The following is a 16,737-nucleotide window of genomic DNA, read 5'->3' on the forward strand; positions in this document are numbered from 1 at the left end:
CAAGCGACGCCCGCCCCAATAACGAGGACTAGCGTTGGAATTTTGTCCATTCCAAGCTCCTAACCGTGAACTTACCGAACACTGGACGCCCAGTTCGCGTCCCTGGAAGACCTCGGAGAACAGACCGAAGTGGAAGCCCGGCTCGCCGCGCTCAAGTCCATCGACCGGAAGGCCCTCGGCTCTTGATCAACCAAGGAACTGGGGGAAGCCCGTCGTGAGCGGTGGAACGTCGCCTGATGTTGTCGGTGGTTCCGACGATGAAGACTTCACTGCGGAGCAACTCCGGTTCAGCAAGAAGGATGCAAGGAATCTGAGTCTTATCTGCCTGATTGCATTGCTGGCCTGTATCGGTATCGCCATGTTCGTCTTTATGAGAGTTCCCTGGGACACTCGAATGCCGTACGACGGAAAGTACAACCGCAGTGGTAGCGGGATTCCAATGCAGATTGCCATGATGCCGATCCTCGTGCCAATTCTTGGCATGTGGAGGGCGGTCGGGCGCCTTGAGAAGAATCCCAGGACCAAGGCCGGGCGCGTCCGGATTTACATTCTGGCGGTAGCATTCGTTACCTTGTGCGTTATTGGTCAGTGGATCATGGCCGAGGAGATTCTCATTGCCGGCGGCTGGGCCTACGCATGACCTAGGTGACCTGATCCCTGCCACCGTCGTGATACTCACAGTGAGCACCTTCGCGGTCGTCGGCATCCAGGACGGTGCTCCCGCTGGAGCTATCGTCGGGGGTGCAATTCATAGCAGAAAAGATTGGAGCGGCGCCGTGGTGAAGGAAAGCTGGGGTTCCACCGAGGGGAAGGCCGATCTGCCGGGCAAGCTCACCGAGGAGGACCTGCTCCTGGGGAAGAAGGCCTGCAAATTCTTGGGTGTTCTTTGCGTGATCGCCTTCGTGGCTTGCGTCGGGATCGCCGTTTTCGTGTTCACCAACGTTCCGTGGAACACGCGAATGCCGTATGACGGGAAATTTAACCGCCGTGGTACAGGGATTCCGATGCAGGTCGCGATGCTTGCCGGCTTGGTACTCCTTTTCGGTTTGTGGCATGGCTCAAGAAAGCCTGATGCGCATCATATGAGGAAGGGGTCGCGGGTCGGGGCGTATATCTTCGGAACGGCGATGATCCTTGCCTGCGCCATCGCCCAGTGGGTAATGGCGAACGAAATTCTCATAGCTGGCGGCTATCTCGCTGGGTAGCGCGCGCCGGCTCCCCACCTACGAGGACACGCCCGCCGGCTCCACGAGACTGTCAGTGCCCGGGAGCACCATGGAGGCATGACGGCTCCAACTGTTGAGGCGGCTATCCACGAACTGATGGATCTGGCCTGGAATGTTGTCTACGACCTGCTCGAGGAGCGGGGCCTGCTCGGTGACGGGTTGTTCGTCGAGGAGTACACCGGGATCCACTCCTGGGTGGAAGACCTCACCCGCTACACCGTGGTCCATTCCCGAACGGTCGCCGTCCTGTTCGTCGACACCCGGCCGGTGGACGCGATCGTCTTCCATCACGACCTGCTGGGAGCCGACGACCCGAAGAGCTTCTTCAGACTGCCTGGATAGGAGATTGGCGGGAGTTAGAGGTTTTGCCCTAGCAAATTCCCGTCGTAGGGCCTATTTTTGATGCCAGGTCTCGCCAGGAAATCCAAATCCATATCTTTTGGAGGACGTCATGCGCAAGGCAATAGCATCGGCTCTGTTGGTTCTCGCGGCAGTTTCGGTAGCATCACCCGCGGAAGCTCAAAACAGGAAGCGCGTCCAGCCTGTTTCGCCTCCTGGCATTGTGATAGGAGGCGCAGAGCGGCCGGACGAGGCTAAGACCCCGCTAACTGGGGCACTCAACCGTTACGAAAACCCCAGTACTGGATCGTGAGAGCCGATCCTCCTATGCGCAGAGCGACGGGGCAGCGGTCAGGCCAGAGTTACTTAGCCTGCGGCAGTTCCGGCAAGGACGGGTGAGGGTTTGAAGCCCTTGAACGTCAGGTACAGCCCCAGGGACAGTTCCCAAAGGAAGATGGGCAGGGTCGCAACCGCGGACAGGACGGAAACCTGGCTGTTGATGCCGAACATGGTCGTGATGGCTGACATGAGCAGCAGCGGGGCTCCGATCAGTCCCAGGATGGGGATGATGCGCGGTACAAGCCTCGACCGGAACAAAAGGTAGCCCAGCAGCAGCGCGTTGAGGGCCGGGATAGTCCCGGGTCCCAAAAGGAACGTCCAGTCCCGGACGGCCACAAGTGCCTGGCCGGCGCTGACCAGCGACCCTGGGTCTGCTCCGGCGGCTCCTGTCTGCCTCAGTGTCACCACCGCCAGCAGGCTGACGACGCCGATGGCGATGACTGCAGCCTCGAACAAGCGTGCGGTGACAAAGCCGAGGGCCAGGCTCTCGTTCTCCCGCTTAACTACAGGGAACAGGACCACCGCCGTGCCCACGCAGGCGAAGGCATTGATCAGGTCAAGCAGGCAACCCCAGACCACACTGGTGTCATTGCCGGCGCTGACGACGTAGTTCGGATCGTTCAATACAGGCCCCAGAAGGAACACTGCGGGGATGGAACTGGCGAAGGTGACGAGGTAGAACACTCCCGCGATCAGCGCGGTCTTCCTGACTGAATCCAAAGCGACTCGTTTCGTGGGATGGTTCTTGCATTTGGCCACAGCCTAGCCCCCCGGAAGCTTTAGCGTGGACTCTCGGGCGGGTTCTGTGGATTGCATGCGCAGTATTGGATGGATGGACCGCATTCCCTCACACGCCGGCGGCCTGTCAGGCAGAACTTCGATGATCACCAAGGTGGTGGCCTAAGCCGAGCCTTCCGCGCGACTCGCCCAACAGATAGTGTTGGGTTATGGAAAAGCAGCGGAAGGCCGTAGAGCAGACCGTGATCCTGAAGGGCGACGGCCGGGAGACCACGGTCAAAATGCGGAACGGTGTCATCCTTCTCCCGAAGGGGTTCAAAGTTACGCCCCGCCGTACCGCCCGCCGCGGCAAGGCGCCGGCCAAGACGGTCACAGTCAACCTGGCCGGCCTGAAAGACGCCCCCGACTACGGCCCGCGGGCCATCACGCAGCGCCTGGTCAACGCGCTCGGCAACAACGCCGTGGCGGCCCTGCTCGGCGTCAACAAGGACAGGCCCGGCCGGTGGGTCTCCGGGCAGGATGCACCGAACGAAGAAAACCGTGCACAGCTCGCGGACCTGGATGCCCTGGTGGGCCACCTGCACAGTGCGTTCACCCCGGCCCAGGCCAGGCTGTGGCTCGAAGGCCAGGACGCGCATCTGGGAGCCCGCCCCATCGACGTGTACCGGCTCGAAGGCGCCGCCCCGGTGATCGAGGCGATCCGGGCCTTCGAACAGGGAGCATTCGCCTAGGTGGAGTTCTGGCGCGTACTCAACTGGCACCCCGACGCCTCAAACCCGGCGGAGAACGGCCACCCGCTCTACATCTGGCCGCGGCAGGGAGCCGGCAGGGTGGACGACCCGGACCGGGAATACACAGTGCTCTACGTGGGTGACTCGGCTGAAGGCGCGGCGGCGGAAGCGTTCGGCCGGTACCCGGTGTGGACCTCCGACATCCTGGCCCCGCCGCCGGGGACACCATACGGCACCCGGAAGGCGCTGGTGAAGTACGAGGGGGATCCGCCAATCCTGGACCTGGACGACCCGGAGGCGCTGCAAGAATGGTCGCTGCGCCCCAGCAACGTTGTCTCCCGGGACCGTGCCTCCACCCAACAGTGGGCACGGTCCATGTACGAAACCGGAGACTACGCCGGCCTCTCCTGGTGGTCCTTCTACGAACCCCGCTGGGCCAGCTTCGGACTGTGGGACATCACCGGGCTGACGGTAGCCGGCGATCCTGAGCCACTGACCATGGCCCACGATGCCGTCCAGGATGCAGCTGCACTTATCAGGCGAGTCATCAGCTAGGCCCTGATTGGGCCGAAGAACAGGGGATGCCAGACACAGTTGGCGACTGGAGCCCCACGTCGTCCCGATAGCCCTCGCCAAGATTTTATTAGGGCTACGCGAGCCGGCAGGGGGCTCAGGGCGGCGGCAGGGGGCGCCGGCTATGTCTAAGCCGCCCTTTCATCGGCGTTTTGGATCTCTGCACTCTGGACTGCGGGCCTGACTCCGGCTTGCGGCCGGCGCCGGGCTTTGGCCAGGACAATCAGCATGGTCAGGATGGTGACCGTCCAGGCAATCGCGGCGAGGAGCACCAGGCCGATTGCCACTAAGGGGTGCATGCCGAAAGTCTAGGACGGCGCCGCTTTGATTCTCGGGAGCAACTCCGCAGCATCGGAGGCGGAATTCGCACAAGCCGGGACCAGAGGCTAGCGGACAAGCTTGAGGGTACGAAAAAGGTGCGCCCCGTTCGCTGGGCGCACCCTTCTCGATTCCCCTCACAGCCAAATCCCCATTCGACTGAGACCATCCTAAGCATGCTTAGTATTGTGTTGGCAAGCCCATGGCTACCTTGGCGGGAGCATCCCAAGGAACCTAGATGACCGCCCCACGGTTGAGCCGCGGGCGCCGGGAGCGGCGGGGGAGTGCCGCGGCCCAGTACGTGATCATGAGCCCTGCCGTGGCCGCCCCGCCGGCGTGGATCCATGGAGAGCTGTAAGCCCCTACCGGTGTGGGCAGCACTAGGGCCACTACGACGGCGGCCATTGCCAGGAGAATTTCCATGACAGCCTGCATCGGCCGAGCCCTGTAATCGGGGCGTGACAGCCGGATCAGAGGGATCGCCGGTAGCAGGAACAAGCCGAGACTGAAGACCACGAAGATGCCATTGAAAGTGAGGATCGCTATAGCCAGCACCAACAGTCCCAGGAAAGCCAGCACCTGCCTGACCCTGAGCGGGCTCCCCGGCATCCACCGGCTCAGCAGCAGACCCCAGGCCGGGAGCCCGAGCAGCCAGCCGCCGCACCAGAAACCAAGGTCCAGCAGGGCCAGAATGACGAGAAGGGCGCCGGGAAGCAGGAACGCCACGGCCTGCCGCAGAGACGGGGTTTTGCCGGCCGGGCCGAAGATGCAGGCCCCGATCAGCAGGTAGGCCACGACGTACCAGGGCAGCAGCTCGATGACCGGCACCTGGGACAGTCCGAACACCATCACGGTCAGCGCGATGACCATGATGCACACCGCGGCGAAAGTCCACGGGCGGCGGGAATCGGGCTGGTTCAACGTGAACTCAGCCACCAGTTGCAGATCTGGCAGCAGGGGAATTCGAATGATCGCTGAGGTTGGCAGTGCCGTACGCGGTCTTGGTGGCATAGTCGTACATCGCCACGCTCAAGACAGGCTCCGGCATGCTGTCCCACATCTGGGAGTCCATCACGAAGCGATGGGTGGCGGCAGCCCGGAAGGGGCCAACCTCAACCATCCTCGTCGATGACAAGGCGGGCTCACCGCTGGCCACGGAAGTAAGAGTTCCGGGGCTGAGCATGACGCGGAGATCCTTTCCGGGGTCGGTCGCTATGTTTTCGACGTGCAGGATTGCACCGGAATCGTTTACCTCGAGGGCGGCCGTACCAGTGGTGGCAGCAGCCTGCGGCTGAAAGATCCCCTTCAATATGCGGGATGTAGCCGAGGGGGCGGTTGGAGCCGCGGGGGACTCGGCTTGCAGGTGTTCTTGTTCTTGCCCGGGATCGCTGTACGTGCAGCCGGTGAGTCCGCGGCAAGGACCCCTGCGAGCACCGTAAGTAGGACCGGTTTCATCATTCCCCCAATGATTCGTTTCCTAGGCACCCTACCTGACCCGCTGCCACGGCGGTCCCTGGTTCTTCGGATGGACTGGATAGCCTTACGGGTAGAAGTACTTGGAAGGTTTGAAGCGCCACGGGAGGCGAGGTCTGTTGGGTATCCGCCAGTCTGCGCCGGAGCGCTTCGCGGTGGGGACACGGCGGTTTCTCACAAACGTCGCAACAGGTTTGATTTGAACGTGTTCAGGTGAGGCTGCGTTCGAATACTAGTACCACTCCCGGGGGTCTGAAACACGTGCGTGGCCACTGCAGATTCAGGGCTGAGGACACTCCCTAGGAGCTGGGTTTGTCAAGGGTTGTTTGTAAGCATGCTTAGTACTAGCGTCGAAATTGCAGGAGTAATCAAGTATTGGGGAACCAATTAGGAGAACACTATGCATGCAATGAAAAAGGCCGGCGCCACCATAGCACTCACGAGCTCGCTATTGCTGGCTGGAGGAGCCCTAGCTGGCCCCGCGTCCGCCCAAAATAACCAGGACGGGCTTGTCAACGTGAACGTGGGTGACGTAACCGTTCTTGAGAACGTCGCCGTTGGCGTCTCCGCTAACGTCATCGCGCAGGTTTGCGGCGTCACCGTAGGCAGTATCGCGGTACTTGCAGTAGTAGTTGACAGGACAGGCGAGACTGTGGACGTCGATTGCACAGGAACGATCGACGGCGTAACGGGCCCTATTACGATCGAGGACAATTCTTAATCCAGCCCGTTTAGTACCGGTGGTCGGCATAGCGACATAACTGCCGGCGACATTTTGAGGGACAGGACCCGCTGGTTCTGTCCCTCAGTCTTGCCTTGATGCTGCTCTGGTTTCGTCTGCGCTCGGCCGCCTTTACTTCTAGCTTCGTGCCGTTGGTGGGAGGACGCAGAATACGAATCTCCTCCCTCGAAAGGGGAGCCTTAGATTCGATTCAGGAGGAACGGTTTGGACGAATCGGAAGAGGTTCGGCGCTCGAGTCCTAACCAACACGTGCCTCCTGGGCGTGATTGGGATACACAGCTCCAGGAGTACATTTCCTTCGTCAAGAACTGGAATCGGGTTCCGTCCCAGTACGCAGAGGACTCCCAAGAGCGGGCCCTTTGCTTTTGGCTCCGGCATCAAAAGGCCAGCTTACGAAATGGTCTGCTGCTGTCAGAGAGAGCTGCGAGGCTGGATGAGCTGCTGCCCGGCTGGAGTTCCCCCTATCGCGTGCGGCCGAGTTGGCAACAGGTTCTGGAGCGTGCAGTCGAGTTCCACGCACAACGAGGCAGACGCCCATCGGTGTTTTCGGCCGATCGCGACGAACGTGCCCTCGCAAATTGGCTCTATCGCCAGAATGCGACTCGAACAGCGATTCGCGACCGCCAGCATGCCGAACGGATGGCGGAACTGGAAAGAATGCTGCCGGAGTGGCGCGACTCCCCTCCCGGCAACCATGAACGCTGGAAGAGCCACCTGGAGCAGCTCTTAGAACATGTCCGAGAACACGGACGGCTTCCTGTCATGGGTCCATCCAGCACACCTGAAGAGTACGCCTTGGGAAAATGGATCTCTGTCCAGCGGTACGCACTCAAAAAGGGCAACCTGTACCCAAATCGGGTAGCCAAGTTAGACGAACTCGTGCCTAACTGGCGCAGAAACTAGCAGCCATCATGCCCCAGATAGTTGTCGTCGGGGAAAGTGCGGGAGGCTGACGGAAAGAAACCACCTGGACATCGAAAGCTTAGTTCCGTCAGCTGCTCGCTACATAGCTAGCCCAAAGTAGCAAGAACGGCAGCAGCTGGCTCGATTCTGCTGCTCCCCGAACCGGACTTGGCAGCAACCGCGTGATAGACCGAGAACCTAGCGGATGCGCTGGACCAATTCAGAACGGCCCTGGGACGACTGTTGATCTCCTCCGCGGCGAACAGGACATCTGCTGGTTGAACCGCGCTCAGATCATCTCCCTTCCGGAAGTACTGGCGGAGCAGGCCGTTGGCGTTTTCGTTCGATGCACGTTGCCAGGGGCTGGCAGGATCACAAAAGTAGACGACAGTTCCCAGCGCCGCGGTGACCTCGGCGTGCTTGGCCATCTCGGAGCCCCGGTCCCACGTCAAGGTCCTCCGCAGCGGGGCCGGCAGCAGCCCGAGCGTGTCAATGAGCTGGTCACGCATATTATCGGACCTGATTCCTGGGCGGAGCGTAAAGGCGACGAGCAGCCTAGAAGAGCGTTCCACCAGCGTCACTATCGCTGATCTGTTCCCCTTCCCCATGATGAGGTCACCTTCCCAATGGCCTGCTTCTTCCCTGGTGGCGATGTGGGCCGGGCGGTCGCCGATCTTCAGAGCATCAACCATGTAATGGCGTTGCTTCACCTTGGTCCGGGACCGCGGCCGCCTGCTGAATCTACCCGATCGCAGCAGCCGGGCAGACCCGGTCGGAACGGGACGGATGTTCAAATGGTAGAGCGCACGGTAGACCGTTTCATGCGGGCCGATGCTTTTGTCCTGGAAACCGTTCTTTCAGGGCCCGGCAGACTTGCTGAGGGCTCCACCGCTTCGACAGGCACTCCACGACGTAATGCCGCAACTCATCGTCACCTGCAAGCTTGGCCAGCCTTGGCCGCGGCCTTCTCATCTGCGTCATTTTCTGGGCGCGGAACGGATGATAGCGACGCTTGTCGGGGCGATTCCGTGCTATCTCCCTGCTGATTGTGGACGGTGACCGCCCAAGATCACGAGCGATGGATTGCAGACTCGCCCGAACCAACAACCGGTCGGCAATGTAGATCCGTTCATCCTCTGACAGATAGCGGCTGGACCCAGCGGCTGCAGGGACCGCCTTACGGGGCCTCGGATCCAAGCCTTGCTGCACCAAGCCCTCGACGCCGTTGCGTCCATGCAACCAACGATGGCCCGTGTTGGGGTTGATCCCAAGAATCTTGCATGCTGCCCGGTTGGAGTGCCCTTCTTTCATGAGCTGAACATACAAGGGCTTCTTCTCAACCAAGCCCGGAGGGCCCATTTTCCTCGATCGGCGCGTCGAACTGCGCATGAATTAACACCAGTTTCAGTAGTGTTGCGACGTTTGTGAGAAACCGCCCACTTTCCCACCGATTGCCCGGCGAAGCCACGAACCATTCCCAATTAGACGGCGGCGACGCCAGGAGAACCTCCACTGACGTCTCCAAACGCCCCTTGGCGCTCCGCATAGGCTAAGGCGGCCACGGGGACCGTCGGCAGCAGGAACAGGCCGAGGCTTTAGACCTCAAAGATGGCCTTAACGTGAAGACCCCTTCCACCAGCAAACCTAGGAATTTGAGCATCATGCTCACCAAAAGAGGATCATCCGACGTCCACCAAAGCATGGCCACAACCACGAGCAGCACGCCGGGGAGCAGGAACGCCACAGCCTGCCGCAGCGACGGGACCTTCCGGTGGGGCCGAAGATGCTGGCAGTCGAAGGTGAGGGCGTTGCGTATTCGTAGCGATAACGCCACGAATACGCGACGCTGGTATGGACGTCGTATGGACGTGCCACGTTCTTATGAAGCCCTCAGCTGGACCATTTTCTGCGACGCTGGTCAACTTGTCGGGATGGACCGGGTGAAGATTCGCATCCAAAACTCTTGCATGATGGGAGGTCCTCGTATTCAAGGTTCCGAAGGGTCCAGGGCAACGATCCGCACCACGGGCGAGGTTGTTCGGAGGGTAACGATGTGATCATCCCGGACTTGGATCCAGTAGCGGGCGGGTGCTCCGACTGAGCACAAGTCCAGCATGAGTAGCTCAAGTGCTTCCCCGTCTCGCCGCAGCTGTGAAAACCCGGCGTCGAGGTAGTCGATCAGCGGCGCGCTTGCGGCCATCCGCCGCGTTACGGTTCTGGCTTTTAGATCGAGCACGTAGTGGCTGCCCGTAGCGGTGGTCACGAGGTAGCGGCCCGCGTCGTCATTGCGTAGCTCCTGCACCATAGTGCGAGTGTAGCTGCGGCCTGTGACACTGTTCCGGGGCCTCAGTGGCGACGCAGAATGCCGTGCTTGGACGTCATGGCTGGCGGTTCCGTAAAGCCGAGGACAAGGCGGCTGGGTGGATCGGAGGCTGGTTCACGCTAGTTCTGTACTACCCACTCGGCGCGGCTTAGAAAGCCTAGGGCGGGATGTCTACGCAGGGCTTTTATTCCGGCAGGAGATCCTACGATGAGGAGGCCGACGGGGAGGCTCCGGGTGATATGCAGTTGGTGAGCGCCGATGAGAACTGGCACGGCCGGGGCTAACGGTTGGCGAACGTCCCTAAGAATCAGGAAGCCGCTTTCACGCAGAAGGGACGGATCAGGGGTCACCTCGCGGGCGACCAGCTCGTAGACGGGCCATCCCGCCTCGCCAACTACTCGTTTGGCCGTTTCAACGACCTCCCTACTGGCAGCGGGTCCGGTGCAAGTAGCGATCGTCAGTAAGGATGGTGTCCCTGGCCCAACGCTTAGGGAGTATGCCAGCTCGTGCGCCCACTCGGCCGCGTCCATGCTTCCTACTCTAGGTCACACATAGCGAAGAAGCAGGTGGCTATGGATTTCTGATTTCAAGCGGATCAATCCGCAGTGGAGCTTTGCCGGGCCAAACGAGGACACCGTTCCCGTGACGGGAGTTTTCCATATCGAGCACGTCTACTCTCGTGATCATGCCATTCGCATGGCTTAGCTCATAGATGCGTCGCTGGTGCCAGTGGCCGCAGAATAGTTGAGGCATGGCCAGGGTATCGACTACATCTCTCAGAAGGCCGCGGGTTTTGTTCGCCTTCTCAGTTAGTTCTGTGCTGAGTTGAAAGTCACCCTTTAGTGGAACGCCCGCGGGGGCATCGTGAGTGATGAGGATGTCCAGGGGGCCACCGGCGACAAGGGCTTCGGCTTCCTGGCGAGTAGGTTCTTCACGCGACCACCAGTCCTTTCCTTCAGTCCTGTACTCATAGTCGACACTAAACGCGCCACCTAAACCACCGACGGCAAGGCCCTCGATCAAGGTCCTGCCACCCCGCGGCAGAACCCGGATATTTGATCTGATGGTCGCCAAGCCGTCGTCCTCGACAGGGAGCTTTTCCAAGGTGTCCCAGTTGTCGTGATTACCGCCGGAGATGATGAGCGTGATACCTAGCTCGGTGAGGTACTTGTTGAGCTTTGTCTCGTAGCGGCCCCGCTTGGCGCCGGGCCAGTCAAGCCCGAAGTCCCCGACGTGTATGGCCGTGCGGACGCGTTCGCGTGCTGCTGATCTGATGGCGGTCAGAGCCCACCCGGAGTCTCCATGCCAGTCACCGAAGATCGCAACGGGATGAGTATCAGGCACCTGTCCAGCATACGTAGACGTTGGAAGGTGTGCTTGCCCGGGAGGCTCTGGTTAGTCCGCAGCGCCTCGGCCCATTGGCCGCCGGCCTCCCTTGAAGGATTCGGATGACGGAAACGACTTGGCCTCAACGAACAGGCTGTTGATGGGGACTCCGAGTACATCCGCGACATCCCAGAGGCGCTCGTAAGCGACACTCTTCCTACCCCATTCGATGCCAATGATCATATTTCGACTGAGTCCGGATTCAAGCGCTAATGCCTCCTGTGACAGGTTTTGAGCTAAGCGGAGCTCCCGAATCCTGGCACCAACTTTGAGTCGCCGGCTTTCCCACCGCCGAGACTGCTCAACGCTCAGTTGGGAAGGGCGAGTGGGCATACAACCATGCCATCGAATGTGCACACTCTTGTCTGCTCCACTAGTGATACATAGCCTTGAGTCAAGGGATCGCCTACGTCGAGCAGTTACAACGGCTGATCCTCGAAAGCACTTAACCGGAGCGTCCGAAACAGGACCTGGAGATGGACACCCACCTACGTCAGCAGCCTGGCCGCCTACTAACCTTCACGACCATAGTGTCGAAGCCTTGCAATCGGGGGAGGGGCCGACCGACGCATGGCGGGGGCCTTGGACTCTCGGAATCTCGAGACCCACGGGATCTTGCGCCGTCACGGATCGGTGCACAGAGGCTGAACCGTCAGATTCTGTTGCTGGCCGTCCGACTCGATTGGTTGTAGGCCATGGACCGGCGGAGGTTTCCGATTCTGGTTCGTCCTGCGACTGGTGAGTCGCTCGTAAGTTGGCTCGATCGTTACTGTTCAGAGCTATCGACCTCGCGTAAGGACTTGTATGAAGGGGTTGGACTGCGCCCCTTAAGCCCAAAACAATCGCCGGACCATACCCTGCGCGTGTCTAGAGACCAGGCAGACAACATATACGCCGCCACCGGTTATCCGAGCAAAGACGTTCCACAGCTAACGCTGGCCCGTTATGAAGGGAGAGCACTTATTTTTCGGGGAAAGCGCGAGGGAGTGGATTTACGATTCCTGTGGGCAAGGGGGATCGGCTCGCGCTATTGTCCTGTTTGCCTTAGGGAAGGGCACGGGATTTGGAAGCTAGCATGGCGTTTGTCATGGTCCTTCGCCTGCGTGCGCCACAAGCTGTTGCTGTTAGATGACTGTCCGGGGTGCGGGCTACCCCCTCGGAGCAGGCCAAGCATTCGCGACGTTCCTGTCGGGAATCTTTGCGGCAATGCAGTGCCGACCGGCGCACGTCTGTCATGCCGAGTGGACTGCTCGCAGTCGCGTGAAATCCACCTGCCCGAGGGAAGCTCTGTCCTCCTCACCCAGCAATGGCTGGAGGAAGCCATTAACTCACAAGAGCTTTACTCTGATCACGTGCAGCGGCTTCTGAACGATCTCGAGTTGTTAGCGGGGCGGGCGTTGCGCGTCATGCGGGCTGAGGATCTGTGCAGGTGGAATGGAATCGAACACCTTCCTGGGCTGGAGTTCGAGGTCGTCCCTAAAGGGAAACGTAGGAGCCTGTTTTACCCCAAATCAGCTGCCGCAACCGCCAACGCAGTCTCGCTGGCCGCGACAGTGCTTCGCAGTGAGGATGAGGCGGTCTATCTTCCAGTGCTAAGAGCTCTGTTACCAAGCCTCCATGGGACTGCCGCTAAGGAATTCCCATCTAGCTACGTCCGTCGCTGGGGGAATCCTTCGCCTGCGCTTCAGTCCAAACTGCTCAGAGCACTCCATACGGGGATACGCCCAGAGAGTGCACTGCGATATGGCACGGCAGGTCGGTCACCTTCGCCGCCATCGATGAGCCGGGTTCAAATCCTGGAAAGGGCGAAATCGGTCCCGCAGCGGTTCTGGCCCGGATGGACCAGCCTTCTGCAGAGGGACTTGCCCGTTGGGCCAAGAATGCTTCAAGCCAGCCTCAGCCTTGCCGTCCTATTGCCCGGATATGCGCGGCCCGACTTTGCGCTTCAGCGGGAGACGCTGGACCTGCACAGCAAAGACGACTCCTTGGCCTATGTCTATCGCCGGTTACAGAGCCCGGCCCGGGACACGCTAATGAGAGCATTGTTGACCCTGGCGTCCTATCTGGACAGCCACGCCGCTCCCATCGACTACAGCCGCAGGCGAAGACTGTCCCTAGAGGGCCTCTTAACCTCAGCCATTTGGCAGGACCTTAGCGACCACCGATTTGGGGACGATCCGGCCACTGCCCGGCTCTATCTCACCAACAGGGTCACCGGCTCGATCCCGGAACACACCGAACGCGGCGGGGAAGGCTACTACCTGCTGCAGAACTTCATCGCCTCAACTCCGATGTGGGTCCTCGACGAGCTCGACAAAAGAGCAAGCACATTCCTCGCAGAAGCCGGCGTCACGGAGCCCCTTAGCTGGGAACCACCCATAGACCTACTTCGGGACGCACCTTATGCACAGCGGCAAAAAGTCGGGGATGATCCGGTCCTCAAGTCGTTGATCGGGCGTGGCCTGATCGAACGCCCGCTTGTTCGCCAGGTAACCGAACGCGCCGTCAAGCCTATCGGAGCACTAATTCCAGGCTCTGATTCCTTGGAAGCTCAACTGCGTCGGTCCCTCGACAGAGGGGAATCTGTCGAAAGCATAGCCTTCGCCCTCAACAGGAGTCAGAGGATGATCATGCACCACATGTCGAGACTCGGGCTTCCACCGCCGCCCGGACACAAAATACCCCTCGACGAAGAAGGACTCCGTGAGAGGTACGTCGTCCAGGGTCTCACTGCGCAGGCAATCGCCAATGAAACCGGCTGGGACAAAAACACGATCCGGCGGCTACTGCAGGTATCGGGCGTCAAAACACGATCAGTCCAGAGACTCGTCACGGCCAGCGTTGAACGGACCGCTGAAGGCGACGAAACCTGCCAGCACCCCCTACGCAGCGGTGGCTCGTAGAGTTACTATCAGCGCATAATCCATGTGGCTCAGTTGTCTGGGCGACGCGCGTTCCGGCCGCGCTGTTGCGTTCCCCGGGGGACGACAGGCGCTACCTGCCAGGCTTAGGCCTCGGTTCTTGTAGCGGTGTTCCGTCAGGGCACCATCCCATTCCAAAATACTTACGCGAGCGCCGGACGGCGCGTACCGGCCCTGCCCTGGCTGTGGTCGATCGTTAGGTGAAGGTCGTGGAGCAGCGAACGTTACCGATCAGGATTCGTCCCGTCTCGGGGGAGTCTTTGGCGAGTTGGCTCGACCGCTACTGCTTAGCTTTGTCGACCACGCGAAAGGAGCTGTACGCGAGTGTTGGATTGCGTCTGCCGGCTGTTGCCGGGCAGGAATCCGCCGATTATAGTCTTCGCATTTCAGATCTTGAGGCAGCTCTACTGGCTTCTGCGACCGGCGTTACGGCCCAGGACATCCACAGGCTCACCCTGGCTAAATACGAAGGTAAGGGTGTCATTTACAGACGGTCCCAGCAGGGTGTGGATATACACTTCCTCTGGGCGCGGGGAACCGGGACGCGATACTGTCCGGCGTGTTTGGCAGAGGACGCAGGTGCCTGGCAACTCGCCTGGCGATTGACATGGTCATTTGTTTGCACCCGACATGAATGCATGCTGCTGGATTACTGCGACCGCTGCGGGCGGGTCCCACGCGTCGGGCGAGGAATCAGCGATCCGCCGCTGCCAACTTCCTGCGACAGTGCACTCACCGGCCCATACGGAAGCGTGTGGACGTGCCGGCGCGACCTCGCTCATGTGCCTGTGCTCGGTATCCCGTCGAGCAGCCCACTTCTCGCTACTCAAAAGTGGCTAAATTCAGTTATCGATTCCAATGACATCAGTCCCCATGAAGTGGCCCGGCTGCTGGACGACCTAAAACTCCTGGCCGGACGGGCACTGCGAGTTATGACGGCTGATGACTTACGATCGTGGACGGGCAGCGACGTGCCCGACGTGGAGTTCGAAGTTGACTTGTCCCGGAGGCGGACCGGCCTGTTCCCACCCCCTTCAGGCGCAGCTGTTGCACATGCAATCACCCTGGCGGCCATGGTGCTACATACGGAGGACCAGGGTATTTACGTCCCCATCATCCGGCGACTCTTGTCGGCAGCGGACGGGAAAGTTGTGAAGGAATTCCCGTCACAAATCGTTCGGCACTGGGGGACTCCTTCACCCGGGCTGGAGCAAAAAGTGCTGAAAGCCATCGATGAGGACATCGGTCCGCACAGTGCACTTCGCTACCGCACAGCAGGCCCTTCCCCCTCGTCACCACCTCGCGACCAATCTCAAGTCCTCGCCAGGCAACGCTCAGTCCCACAGCGATTTTGGCCCGGCTGGACCCTGCGTTTGCACATGGACACCGCAGTGAAGCCGAAGACGCTGCAGACGGCCCTGAGCATCGGGACCCTGTTGCCCGGCAGCAACCGTTCCGACCTGAAACTCCAGCACGAAGCCCTGGGATTACCCCTAAATAGGCACTCATTCACGTACGTCTTCCAAAGCCTGTCCAAACCGGTCCGACGAACCATGATGCAGGCGCTGTTGGTGCTCGCGGCCTATCTCGACCAACATCCGGCGCCGATCGATTATCAACGGAGGCGCCAGCTTGGGTTGAATCAATTGCTTCCTGTCGCCATCTGGCAGGACATCGTCGCGGATCACGGCTTCAGCGGAACCTCCCCGGAAGTCGCCCGACTGTACGTTGCCTATCGCCTTACCGGCTCCATCCTCGAGCGGGATGAGCAAAGAGGCCGGGGTTATTTCCTGATCCAGAACTTCATCACCGCAACCCCAACAGACATTCTGGAGCTGCTCGACGAATACGCAAAGGCACTTCTTCACGAAAACTCCGTCATCGAGCCACTCAGCTGGGAACCTCCGCTCAGCCTTCTTGATGGCATATCGATGCCCTCGGAGCCCGCCTGTTATGTGGATTCCATGATTGAGGACGCGGTAGGCCGAGGACTTGTCGAACCGCGGCTCATCCGTCAAATGCTGCAACGGGCCTCCAGGACGGTCGAGGCACTCCGTCCCGGTCCCGACACTTTCCGGGCACGTCTACGGCAATCTCTTGACCGCGGCGACTCGGTCAAGGATATGGCTATGAACCTGCAAAAGAGCGAGCGGATGATCCGGCATCACTTGGCCCGGCTCTCAATTCTTACCCAGCCGTCTGGCAAGATACAGCTCACTCTTGACGAGGTACGCGATATGTACGTCGACCAGCGGTTGACTCTTCAGGAAATCGCTGACCGAACGGGCTGGTCGAGAGATGCCATCCGGCGGCTTGTCCTTCTTTCCGGCGCTCCGCTCAGAAGTACCGGCAGTTTCACCGGCCGGAGAGGCATCGACCCGCACGAGTTTGCTGAGTTTCCACCCCTATTGAAGGACGCGTTGCAGGGCCACCACGGCAAAGAGCGGCTGCAACGCTTCGCTGCAATCAGCAGCTACCCGACGTTGAATGAGGCAGTCCGCAGCCTCGGTCTCAATCAACCCTCGCTGAGCAGCCAGATTCGGGCCCTTGAACGCGATGTTGGTGGTCAGCTTTTGATGCGGGCAGAGCGGGGACGCCCGATGCATTTGACAAGCCTGGGGAGGGACCTGCTCGAGGTTGCTCGGGAGAAGTGCATAATCACGCCTGGGCCCGCTAACAAAGAGGCATAAGTAGGCGCAGAAACTGCTGGCACAAGATGGCCGGG

The 16,737-nt window shown here is 60.3% G+C and carries 18 protein-coding genes and 3 pseudogenes; 12 read left to right on the forward strand and 9 right to left on the reverse strand.

All coding sequences use genetic code 11. The features are described 5' to 3' along the window. Nucleotides 1-78 precede the first annotated feature (78 nt). The 4 genes and pseudogenes from AC5RU7_RS15510 to AC5RU7_RS15525 form a co-directional block, all read left to right on the forward strand. Nucleotides 79-186: pseudogene (locus tag AC5RU7_RS15510) on the forward strand (PspA/IM30 family protein); the annotation flags it as partial. Nucleotides 187-214: 28 nt separating this feature from the next. Then, the gene (locus AC5RU7_RS15515; RefSeq protein ID WP_494052978.1) at nt 215-640 is read left to right on the forward strand and encodes a hypothetical protein; all 426 of its coding nucleotides are present in this window, start codon (nt 215-217) and stop codon (nt 638-640) included. A gap of 40 nt (nt 641-680) precedes the next feature. After that, the gene (locus AC5RU7_RS15520; RefSeq protein ID WP_494052979.1) at nt 681-1,205 is read left to right on the forward strand and encodes a hypothetical protein; all 525 of its coding nucleotides are present in this window, start codon (nt 681-683) and stop codon (nt 1,203-1,205) included. A 78-nt stretch (nt 1,206-1,283) separates the two neighbouring features. After that, on the forward strand, nt 1,284-1,568 hold the full coding sequence (locus tag AC5RU7_RS15525; RefSeq protein ID WP_494052980.1) for a hypothetical protein: 285 nt from the start codon (nt 1,284-1,286) through the stop codon (nt 1,566-1,568). 363 nt (nt 1,569-1,931) lie between these two features. On the opposite strand, the gene AC5RU7_RS15530 is transcribed toward AC5RU7_RS15525, so the two are convergent. After that, the gene (locus tag AC5RU7_RS15530; protein WP_494052981.1) at nt 1,932-2,624 is read right to left on the reverse strand and encodes a DUF4386 domain-containing protein; all 693 of its coding nucleotides are present in this window, start codon (nt 2,622-2,624) and stop codon (nt 1,932-1,934) included. A gap of 227 nt (nt 2,625-2,851) precedes the next feature. Between AC5RU7_RS15530 and AC5RU7_RS15535 the strand changes: the two genes are divergently transcribed. After that, a complete protein-coding gene (locus AC5RU7_RS15535; protein WP_494052982.1) occupies nt 2,852-3,373 on the forward strand; it encodes a hypothetical protein in 522 nt (173 codons plus the stop codon). Beyond that, the gene (locus AC5RU7_RS15540) at nt 3,374-3,928 is read left to right on the forward strand and encodes an RES domain-containing protein (protein ID WP_494052983.1); all 555 of its coding nucleotides are present in this window, start codon (nt 3,374-3,376) and stop codon (nt 3,926-3,928) included. Between the two features lie 146 nt (nt 3,929-4,074). Here AC5RU7_RS15540 and AC5RU7_RS15545 read toward each other — a convergent pair whose 3' ends face one another. From AC5RU7_RS15545 to AC5RU7_RS15555, 3 genes are all read right to left on the reverse strand, one after another. Next, nucleotides 4,075-4,245 (reverse strand): hypothetical protein, encoded by a 171-nt coding sequence (locus tag AC5RU7_RS15545; RefSeq protein ID WP_494052984.1) that lies wholly within the window; start codon nt 4,243-4,245, stop codon nt 4,075-4,077. 253 nt (nt 4,246-4,498) lie between these two features. Further along, nucleotides 4,499-5,200: a hypothetical protein gene (locus tag AC5RU7_RS15550; protein ID WP_494052985.1), complete on the reverse strand. Its 702-nt coding sequence runs from the start codon at nt 5,198-5,200 to the stop codon at nt 4,499-4,501. Next, on the reverse strand, nt 5,193-5,573 hold the full coding sequence (locus AC5RU7_RS15555; protein ID WP_494052986.1) for a DM13 domain-containing protein: 381 nt from the start codon (nt 5,571-5,573) through the stop codon (nt 5,193-5,195). Before AC5RU7_RS15555 ends, AC5RU7_RS15550 begins: the two co-directional genes overlap by 8 nt. 564 nt (nt 5,574-6,137) lie before the next feature. Here AC5RU7_RS15555 and AC5RU7_RS15560 point away from each other — a divergent pair. Together AC5RU7_RS15560 and AC5RU7_RS15565 are read left to right on the forward strand one after the other, a co-directional pair. Then, entirely contained in the window at nt 6,138-6,458 is a 321-nt protein-coding gene (locus tag AC5RU7_RS15560) for a hypothetical protein (protein WP_494052987.1), read from the forward strand. 225 nt (nt 6,459-6,683) lie between these two features. Further along, nucleotides 6,684-7,382 (forward strand): helicase associated domain-containing protein, encoded by a 699-nt coding sequence (locus tag AC5RU7_RS15565; protein ID WP_494052988.1) that lies wholly within the window; start codon nt 6,684-6,686, stop codon nt 7,380-7,382. 107 nt (nt 7,383-7,489) lie between these two features. On the opposite strand, the gene AC5RU7_RS15570 is transcribed toward AC5RU7_RS15565, so the two are convergent. The 5 genes from AC5RU7_RS15570 to AC5RU7_RS15590 all read right to left on the reverse strand — a co-directional run bounded on the left by AC5RU7_RS15570 (nt 7,490) and on the right by AC5RU7_RS15590 (nt 11,424). Continuing rightward, entirely contained in the window at nt 7,490-8,215 is a 726-nt protein-coding gene (locus AC5RU7_RS15570) for an IS30 family transposase (RefSeq protein WP_494053012.1), read from the reverse strand. Next, nucleotides 8,202-8,771, reverse strand: coding sequence for a transposase (locus tag AC5RU7_RS15575; protein ID WP_494052989.1), 570 nt, complete (start codon nt 8,769-8,771; stop codon nt 8,202-8,204). The genes AC5RU7_RS15570 and AC5RU7_RS15575 overlap by 14 nt, the downstream gene beginning before the upstream one ends. 598 nt (nt 8,772-9,369) lie before the next feature. Then, nucleotides 9,370-9,687, reverse strand: coding sequence for a hypothetical protein (locus AC5RU7_RS15580; protein ID WP_494052990.1), 318 nt, complete (start codon nt 9,685-9,687; stop codon nt 9,370-9,372). A gap of 588 nt (nt 9,688-10,275) precedes the next feature. Then, nucleotides 10,276-11,049: a metallophosphoesterase gene (locus AC5RU7_RS15585; protein ID WP_494052991.1), complete on the reverse strand. Its 774-nt coding sequence runs from the start codon at nt 11,047-11,049 to the stop codon at nt 10,276-10,278. Between the two features lie 51 nt (nt 11,050-11,100). Continuing rightward, nucleotides 11,101-11,424, reverse strand: coding sequence for a helix-turn-helix domain-containing protein (locus AC5RU7_RS15590; RefSeq protein ID WP_494052992.1), 324 nt, complete (start codon nt 11,422-11,424; stop codon nt 11,101-11,103). Nucleotides 11,425-11,786: 362 nt separating this feature from the next. On the opposite strand from AC5RU7_RS15590, the pseudogene AC5RU7_RS15595 reads away from it, so the two are divergent. The 4 genes and pseudogenes from AC5RU7_RS15595 to AC5RU7_RS15610 all read left to right on the forward strand — a co-directional run. Beyond that, a pseudogene (locus tag AC5RU7_RS15595) lies at nt 11,787-12,203 on the forward strand (TniQ family protein); the annotation flags it as partial. Between the two features lie 933 nt (nt 12,204-13,136). Continuing rightward, on the forward strand, nt 13,137-13,994 hold the full coding sequence (locus AC5RU7_RS15600) for a hypothetical protein (protein WP_494053014.1): 858 nt from the start codon (nt 13,137-13,139) through the stop codon (nt 13,992-13,994). Between the two features lie 227 nt (nt 13,995-14,221). Next, a pseudogene (locus AC5RU7_RS15605) lies at nt 14,222-14,644 on the forward strand (TniQ family protein); the annotation flags it as partial. Between the two features lie 747 nt (nt 14,645-15,391). Next, nucleotides 15,392-16,702 (forward strand): LysR family transcriptional regulator, encoded by a 1,311-nt coding sequence (locus AC5RU7_RS15610; protein WP_494053013.1) that lies wholly within the window; start codon nt 15,392-15,394, stop codon nt 16,700-16,702. Nucleotides 16,703-16,737 lie beyond the last annotated feature (35 nt).

The organism is Arthrobacter sp. K410C (assembly GCF_059090105.1).

Coding starts and splice junctions, on each gene's coding strand:
- AC5RU7_RS15580 (WP_494052990.1), bottom strand. CDS start 9,687: ATGGTGCAGGAGCTACGCAATGACGACGCGGGCCGCTACCTCGTGACC.
- AC5RU7_RS15535 (WP_494052982.1), top strand. CDS start 2,852: ATGGAAAAGCAGCGGAAGGCCGTAGAGCAGACCGTGATCCTGAAGGGC.
- AC5RU7_RS15610 (WP_494053013.1), top strand. CDS start 15,392: ATGGACACCGCAGTGAAGCCGAAGACGCTGCAGACGGCCCTGAGCATC.
- AC5RU7_RS15590 (WP_494052992.1), bottom strand. CDS start 11,424: ATGCCCACTCGCCCTTCCCAACTGAGCGTTGAGCAGTCTCGGCGGTGG.
- AC5RU7_RS15525 (WP_494052980.1), top strand. CDS start 1,284: ATGACGGCTCCAACTGTTGAGGCGGCTATCCACGAACTGATGGATCTG.
- AC5RU7_RS15575 (WP_494052989.1), bottom strand. CDS start 8,771: ATGCGCAGTTCGACGCGCCGATCGAGGAAAATGGGCCCTCCGGGCTTG.
- AC5RU7_RS15560 (WP_494052987.1), top strand. CDS start 6,138: ATGCATGCAATGAAAAAGGCCGGCGCCACCATAGCACTCACGAGCTCG.
- AC5RU7_RS15545 (WP_494052984.1), bottom strand. CDS start 4,245: ATGCACCCCTTAGTGGCAATCGGCCTGGTGCTCCTCGCCGCGATTGCC.